This window comes from Zhongshania aquatica (genome assembly GCF_027257955.1).
Lineage (GTDB): Bacteria > Pseudomonadota > Gammaproteobacteria > Pseudomonadales > Spongiibacteraceae > Spongiibacter > Spongiibacter aquatica.
Map to the genome: position 1 here is coordinate 33,867 of NZ_JANZNQ010000022.1, position 6,476 is coordinate 40,342.

General features: G+C 46.8%; 8 protein-coding genes and 1 pseudogene. 7 read left to right on the top strand and 2 right to left on the bottom strand.

The features are described from left to right. Window positions 1–16 precede the first annotated feature (16 nt). The 6 genes from paaA to paaI all read left to right on the top strand — a co-directional run bounded on the left by paaA (window position 17) and on the right by paaI (window position 4,340). Entirely contained in the window at window positions 17–988 is a 972-nt protein-coding gene (gene paaA / locus O9X78_RS17100) for a 1,2-phenylacetyl-CoA epoxidase subunit PaaA (protein WP_269620922.1), read from the top strand. Window positions 989–998: 10 nt separating this feature from the next. After that, window positions 999–1,289 (top strand): 1,2-phenylacetyl-CoA epoxidase subunit PaaB, encoded by a 291-nt coding sequence (gene paaB / locus O9X78_RS17105; RefSeq protein WP_159269715.1) that lies wholly within the window; start codon window positions 999–1,001, stop codon window positions 1,287–1,289. Between the two features lie 8 nt (window positions 1,290–1,297). Beyond that, on the top strand, window positions 1,298–2,065 hold the full coding sequence (gene paaC / locus O9X78_RS17110) for a 1,2-phenylacetyl-CoA epoxidase subunit PaaC (RefSeq protein ID WP_269620923.1): 768 nt from the start codon (window positions 1,298–1,300) through the stop codon (window positions 2,063–2,065). Window positions 2,066–2,082: 17 nt separating this feature from the next. Then, window positions 2,083–2,604, top strand: a complete 522-nt coding sequence (gene paaD / locus O9X78_RS17115) for a 1,2-phenylacetyl-CoA epoxidase subunit PaaD (protein WP_269620924.1) — start codon at window positions 2,083–2,085, stop codon at window positions 2,602–2,604. Window positions 2,605–2,634: 30 nt separating this feature from the next. Then, the gene (locus O9X78_RS17120; protein WP_269620925.1) at window positions 2,635–3,726 is read left to right on the top strand and encodes a 2Fe-2S iron-sulfur cluster-binding protein; all 1,092 of its coding nucleotides are present in this window, start codon (window positions 2,635–2,637) and stop codon (window positions 3,724–3,726) included. A 122-nt stretch (window positions 3,727–3,848) separates the two neighbouring features. After that, entirely contained in the window at window positions 3,849–4,340 is a 492-nt protein-coding gene (paaI, locus tag O9X78_RS17125) for a hydroxyphenylacetyl-CoA thioesterase PaaI (RefSeq protein WP_269620926.1), read from the top strand. Window positions 4,341–4,345: 5 nt separating this feature from the next. Here the strand turns inward: paaI and O9X78_RS17130 are convergent, their stop codons facing one another. Together O9X78_RS17130 and tnpC are read right to left on the bottom strand one after the other, a co-directional pair. Next, window positions 4,346–5,434, bottom strand: a complete 1,089-nt coding sequence (locus O9X78_RS17130) for an IS630 family transposase (RefSeq protein WP_269620927.1) — start codon at window positions 5,432–5,434, stop codon at window positions 4,346–4,348. A gap of 136 nt (window positions 5,435–5,570) precedes the next feature. Further along, window positions 5,571–6,253 (bottom strand): annotated as a pseudogene (tnpC, locus tag O9X78_RS17135) (IS66 family transposase); the annotation flags it as partial. Between the two features lie 102 nt (window positions 6,254–6,355). On the opposite strand from tnpC, the gene O9X78_RS17145 reads away from it, so the two are divergent. Continuing rightward, window positions 6,356–6,476 (top strand): DUF4372 domain-containing protein (locus O9X78_RS17145; RefSeq protein WP_332108534.1); only part of this gene is annotated, 121 nt, incomplete at its 3' end.

Sequence of the window (6,476 nt, forward strand, 5' to 3'; positions counted from 1 at the left end):
TAAAAGGAGTACTAAAATGATCCAGTTTGATTCAAAAGAACTCTCCTCAAGTGAGTTAGAAGGTTTGAATGCGCACTTTCAAGAGCGTATTGATGCGGAAGAAAAAATAGAACCAAAAGATTGGATGCCGGAGAAGTATCGCAAAAATCTGATTCGCCAGATCTCCCAGCATGCCCATTCAGAAGTGATCGGCATGCAACCTGAGGGCAATTGGATTACTCGCGCGCCAACCTTGCACCGCAAAGCCGTTTTACTTGCAAAGGTACAAGACGAAGCGGGCCACGGTCTCTACCTTTATAGTTCAGCGGAAACCATGGGTATAACGCGAGAAGAGCTAATTGAATCGCTTCACGATGGCTCGGCTAAATACGCGCAAATTTTTAACTATCCAACATTAAGTTGGGCTGATATGGGCGCGCTTGGCTGGTTGGTAGATGGCGCTGCCATTGTTAACCAAGTTTCGCTACAGCGCACATCTTATGGCCCTTATGCACGGAGCATGGTAAGAATTTGCAAGGAAGAAAGCTTTCATCAGCGTCAGGGTTACCACATTCTCATGACGTTAATGGAGGGCTCTGCCGAGCAAAAAGCCATGGCTCAAGACGCCGTTAACCGCTTTTGGTGGCCATCATTAATGATGTTCGGCCCACACGACGCCGCGTCTGCGCACTCTGCACAATCCATGAAATGGAAGGTTAAACGTCAAACAAACGATGAGCTACGTCAGAAGTTTGTCGATCAAAGTGTGGAGCAGGCTAAGGCAATTGGACTTACTCTGCCAGACCCAGATTTAGTATGGAATGAAGAGCGTGGTCATTTTGATTTTGGCGAGATTGACTGGGCGGAGTTTGATCGCGTCGTTAGCGGCAGTGGCCATTGTAATCGCGAGCGAGTTGCTCATCACCGCCGAGCGCATGATGAGGGTTCTTGGGTTAGAGATGCAATCTGTGCATACGAAGAAAAAAAGCGCAGCCGAGAAGTCGCATAAGGAGAAAATGATGACTGACAACGTGAATATGAAGTTGTATGAAGTGTTCCTTCGATCTCGTCGTGGACTTGACCATAAGCATGTCGGCAGTTTGCACGCTGAAGATCAAGAGCAGGCCCTTGAGTATGCTCGTGATGTCTATACTCGTCGTGGTGAAGGTGTAAGTATTTGGGTTGTTAACTCCTCTGATATTTGTGCCTCTCAAGAAAGTGATTGCGAAAGCTTTTATGACCCGCTTGATGATAAGCCGTATCGCCACGCTACCCATTATAAGCTTCCCGATGAAGTGAACAGCATGTGAGGTCTGCAATGAAAGAACGAGATATAGATCAAACAATAAGCGTATATGCACTGCGACTCGGGGACGATGCACTGATATTGGGGCACCGACTAAGTGAGTGGTGTAGCAATGGCCCGTTTCTAGAAGAAGATATAGCACTGACGAATGTCGCGCTGGATTATGTAGGGCGAGCACGTAATTTTTTAAATTATGCCGCGCAATTGCGAGGTAATGGCAGTACCGAAGACTCACTTGCCTACCAGCGTGATTGTCGGGATTTTACCAATTTCCTAATGCATGAGTTACCGCGTGGTGATTTCGCATTTACGCTCGCTCGTCAATATTTGCTCGATGAGTACGAGGCTTTGTTTCTTGCTGAGTTGCTTAAATCAAAAGACAGTGATCTTGCTGGTATCGCGGCAAAGTCGGCAAAAGAGACAAGTTACCATCTGCGCCGCAGTCGCGAGTGGATGTTACGCCTAGGGGGCGGCACAGACGAAAGTCATCGTCGCCTGCAGTTGGCCTTAGACGAATTGACGGGTTATACCACCGAGTTGTTTGAGATGGATGATCTCGAGCGTGACTTGTGTGAAATTGGCGTTGCCGTTGATCGCAGTGCCTTATTTGACCGTTGGTTTAGTGCGGTATCGAAAACTTTTGCGGAGGCGAATGTGACTTTGCCTCCGGCAAGTTGGGCGGTTAAAGGCGGGCGTATTGGCTTCCATACCGAGCACCTAGGACATTTGTTAGCTGAATTGCAATATGTGCAGCGTGCCTATCCTGGCTGTCGTTGGTAGAGCGTGGGAATAACGCCATGAAAGACAGCAAGCTTATTCCGCTTTTGCCATTGGAGGAGTACCAGCGTCGTAGGCGACGACGTGAGTCTGATATTCCAGAAGTATGGAATCTGTTAGACGCAGTAAAAGACCCTGAGATACCTGTTCTTAGTATTTGGGATCTCGGTGTATTACAAGATATAAAAAAAGTGGGCGAGGAATTACTCGTAACGATCACCCCGACCTATTCCGGTTGCCCCGCTGTTGATGTAATGAAGGAAGATATTCTCATTGCATTGCAAAAAACGGGGTACGTGAATAGTCGGGTTGAGTCTAAGCTGTCGCCAGCCTGGACAACTGCATGGATGTCGTCTGAGGGGCGAAAGAAGTTGCAGGAGTATGGAATTGCGCCGAGTAAACATTCGAATACGGGAATTCAATGTCCACACTGCAATTCAATGGATGTGGCGGTAATAAGTGAGTTTGGTTCTACATCATGCAAGTCACTTTACCGCTGCAAGGCCTGTAGTGAGGCATTTGATTATTTTAAAAATATTTAGCTACTTTAGTTTAATTGAGGGTATTGGGGCATGAAGGCCAACTATTTCCATCCGCTTACCGTTTCGCGTAGCACAAAAGAAACCGACGACGCCGTTGTGCTGAGCTTTGAGGTTCCTTCAGAGCTTACTGCCACATTCAAATACCGCCCAGGTCAATACCTAACCCTGCGTGCCGATATTGACGGGGAGCCTATACAGCGCTCCTATTCAATATGTTCAGGTATAAATGATAAAAGTATGCAAATCGCAATTAAACGAGTTGAAGGCGGGAAATTTTCGAATTTCGCAAATGACCGGCTTGCGGCGGGCACAACGCTAGAAATTATGCCGCCACAGGGTAGTTTTAGTGTGGTCCTAGATCCAGCGAAAAAAAGCAATTATCTTTTTATCGCGTCAGGTAGTGGCATTACACCGGTGTTGTCGAATATCAAGTCGATACTAGAAGTGGAGCCCGAAAGTCGAGTCACGCTTTTGTACGGTAATCAGCGCACGAACACCATGATGTTTCGCACCGCGCTAAGCTTCCTGAAAAATCGTTATATGACCCGCTTTCACTGGGTGAATATATTGAGTCGTGAAGATCAAGGTGTCGATCTGCTTAACGGTCGTCTTGATAACGCCAAAGGCGCGGCCTTAAGCAAACGCTTGCTGCCACTTGGTCAGTTCGATAGTTATTATATTTGTGGTCCAGAGTCGATGATTTCTGAAGTATCTCGCGGCCTGCGTGATTTTGGCGTTGCAGACGATGATATCCACTTTGAGCTTTTTGGCTCTTCGGCTGAAGATGCAGATACAGTTGTTAAAAAGCACCACGCTCGCGCTAAAACCTATGCGGGTAAAACCAGTGCGGTGACGATCATTGCCGACGGTCGTGCTAGTAACTTTGACCTTGCTGCTGACGGCGAGAACATATTAGATGCCGGCATGAATAACGGAATAGACCTGCCATACAGTTGCAAGGGTGGGGTTTGCTCCACTTGTAAAGCGCATCTTGTTGAGGGCGAGGTCGATCAAGATATTACTCACGGTCTGGATGCTTCCGACGTGGAGCGTGGCTTTATCCTTACCTGCCAAGCGCATCCAATAAGCGACAGGGTGATTGTTAGCTTTGACGAGAAATGATTACGTTGGCGACGCGAAAATGTGGCTGGTCGCTATTTCGGTTATTAGGCTGATATTTGGCGCATCACTTTTTTTACATTAGGTAATGCGCTTTTTACATTTAATGCTATTGGTGATTGTTAATGCAAAGTACCGTTGAATTATCGCCACAACTGTTAGCAGAATCTTGTGCGGCGCTAATGTATGAGCGCGATTTAGCAACGCGCGCTCTGGGAATGGTGATAGACACCATAGTACCTGGCGAAGCAGTGCTAAGTATGATCGTTAGCAATGTGATGATACAGGGCCACGATAGCTGTCATGGCGGGTATATTTTTACACTCGCCGACTCCGCGTTTGCGTTTGCCTGTAATACTTATAATGCAGTGACTGTTGGGCAAGCTTGCACAATTGACTATATTGCACCGGCTAAACTTGGGGATCGATTAACCGCTACAGCAAAGGAGCTATCACGGGGCAAGCGGACAGGGGTATACGATGTCAGTATTGTAAATCAGCGAGCCGAGCTACTTGCAACATTCCGTGGGCGCTCCTATCAAGTACAGGGTGTATTGATGGACGAGCGCGAATTGCAAAGCAAAGCCGCTGAGTACCTAGTGTGGTGTAACGAATAGTGTATTCATACCAATACCTTCTTGGCGCGCTCGATTTTCTCTAATATCGTTTCCGCATCCTTGGTCCACACAAACGGCTTTGGGTTAACGTTGTGGGCCTCTATGAATGCCATGATTTTCTGCTCCAAGTCTTTCACTGAGGAAAATACACCACGGCGAATTTGTTTTTCCGTGATCAATCCAAAAAAGCGTTCAACCAAATTCAGCCATGATGAGCTGGTAGGTATAAGGTGCATAACCACTCGTGGATTTTTCTTCAGCCAATCACGAACCTTTTCATGCTTGTGTGTGGAATAGTTATCCACGATCACATGCAGCGCCTTATCTTTATCCGTTTGCGCTTCAACCCTCTTCAAGAATGAGAGAAATTCCTGGTGGCGATGACGCTGCTTGCATTCACCAATTATCTCACCGGTAAATACGTTCAATGCCGCAAATAATGTGCTTGTGCCATGGCGCTTGTAGTCATGGGTCATGGTGCCAGCCCGTCCTTGCTTCATGGGAAGACCAGGTTGAGTGCGATCCAGCGCTTGAATCGAACTCTTTTCATCCACCGAAAATACGACCGCGTTTTCCGGTGGATTTAAATACAATCCCACCACATCTTCCAGCTTTTCTTCGAAGTTCGGATCATTGCTGATCTTGAATTGACGCATCAGGTGCGGCTTAAATCCACACTCCTGCCAGACCCGCGCCACAATCATGTGGTTTGTATCAAGCTTGTCGGCCAGGGTTCTGGTCGTCCAGTGCGTCATCCCTTCGGGAAGCTTGTCCCTGCTGGTGGTGTATTCAATAATCTTCTTGCGCAGTCTCGCCTGTTTCTTACTGTCTGCACCACCATGATTTGCGCCTCGCGGCAGGTCTTTCTCTATGCCTTTCAAGCCAGATGCTGCAAATCGATTCCGCCACCGCGCTATTTTATGTGCGCTAAAGGGTAAGCACTCAGAAATTTCCCCGTTCGATAAACCTTCATCGGCAAGCAATATAATGGAAAGACGTTCTTTAAGTCTCGCCGATGTCTTTCCACTGCGACAACGGCGGTGAAATTCCTTTCGTTCTTCATCTGTGAGGGATATTGTTACAGGTGCGGGCATTGACTGCGTACCGAAAATAACCAATGGATAGGTCAATTATATTTGAATGCACTGTTTGTTACACTACATTAGTTCTTTCTTGTTCATAGCTGTCTATCCTTAGCCATTACTGGGTAAACGCCAATCCAACCACGCCCTAGCTTAATTCAATATTCCAAGGTAACAAGGCCTCAACCTGCTCTGCCGTCTCTGCGTTAGGCAGCTCTTTAAAAACACGTTGTAAATACTCAAACACATTCAGTTCGTTTGCTTTCGCTGTTTCAATCAAGCTATACAGATTCGCACTGGCGTTCGCACCCGCTTGGCTTTTACTAAACATCCAATTTTTACGACCGATGGTAAATGGCCGAATGGCACGCTCCGCCGCATTATTATCAATTGGATAATGGCCTGCATCAATATAGCCGACTAAGCGATCCCACTGATTATTCAGGTACACCAATGCCTTGCCGATGGCCGTTTTCGGCGGCACCGTAAGCAAGCTTTTATCCAGCCAGTCTTTTAACTTATCAAGAATGGGTTTCGCTTCATTTTGTCGCACTTGATAGCGTTTATTCGGAGGCTCCTCTTTGATTTTTTTTTCAATCGCGTAAAGCTTTTGAATAAAGGCTAACCCTTGGTCTGCTTTGCCTATTTTTCCCTTTGGTTGCACGTTTGCGCTTCTTTAAATTTTCTACGCACATGTGCCCAGCAGCCCAAGCGTTTAATGCCATATTTATCGCACGCTTTTTGGTATCCGTCATAGCCATCTAACATCAGTGCGGTGTTGTCATGGCTGAGTAATTCCAGCGGTACGCGTTGACTGCGATTATCGGAATATCATTGCTGTCCCATAAATCAGACATAAAAAAGGCTTGAACCTCAACAAGTTGCTACAATGGATGTGCGACCAAACACTGTAAAAACAGGGAGATCCAAGCCTTGGCACATCATAACACGGTATTTTCTCAATTGCTGAAACTGGTATCGAGACATGAATTTGAAACCCTCGCTAAACAGCACCACGAGGGGCAAAAACTGCGCAAAATGTCGCGCTGGTCTC

What these genes read in the sequence shown, in the direction of transcription:
- paaA (WP_269620922.1), top strand. Translation starts at nt 17, where the DNA reads ATGATCCAGTTTGATTCAAAAGAACTCTCCTCAAGTGAGTTAGAAGGT.
- paaB (WP_159269715.1), top strand. Translation starts at nt 999, where the DNA reads ATGACTGACAACGTGAATATGAAGTTGTATGAAGTGTTCCTTCGATCT.
- paaC (WP_269620923.1), top strand. Translation starts at nt 1,298, where the DNA reads ATGAAAGAACGAGATATAGATCAAACAATAAGCGTATATGCACTGCGA.
- paaD (WP_269620924.1), top strand. Translation starts at nt 2,083, where the DNA reads ATGAAAGACAGCAAGCTTATTCCGCTTTTGCCATTGGAGGAGTACCAG.
- O9X78_RS17120 (WP_269620925.1), top strand. Translation starts at nt 2,635, where the DNA reads ATGAAGGCCAACTATTTCCATCCGCTTACCGTTTCGCGTAGCACAAAA.
- paaI (WP_269620926.1), top strand. Translation starts at nt 3,849, where the DNA reads ATGCAAAGTACCGTTGAATTATCGCCACAACTGTTAGCAGAATCTTGT.
- O9X78_RS17130 (WP_269620927.1), bottom strand. Translation starts at nt 5,434, where the DNA reads ATGCCCGCACCTGTAACAATATCCCTCACAGATGAAGAACGAAAGGAA.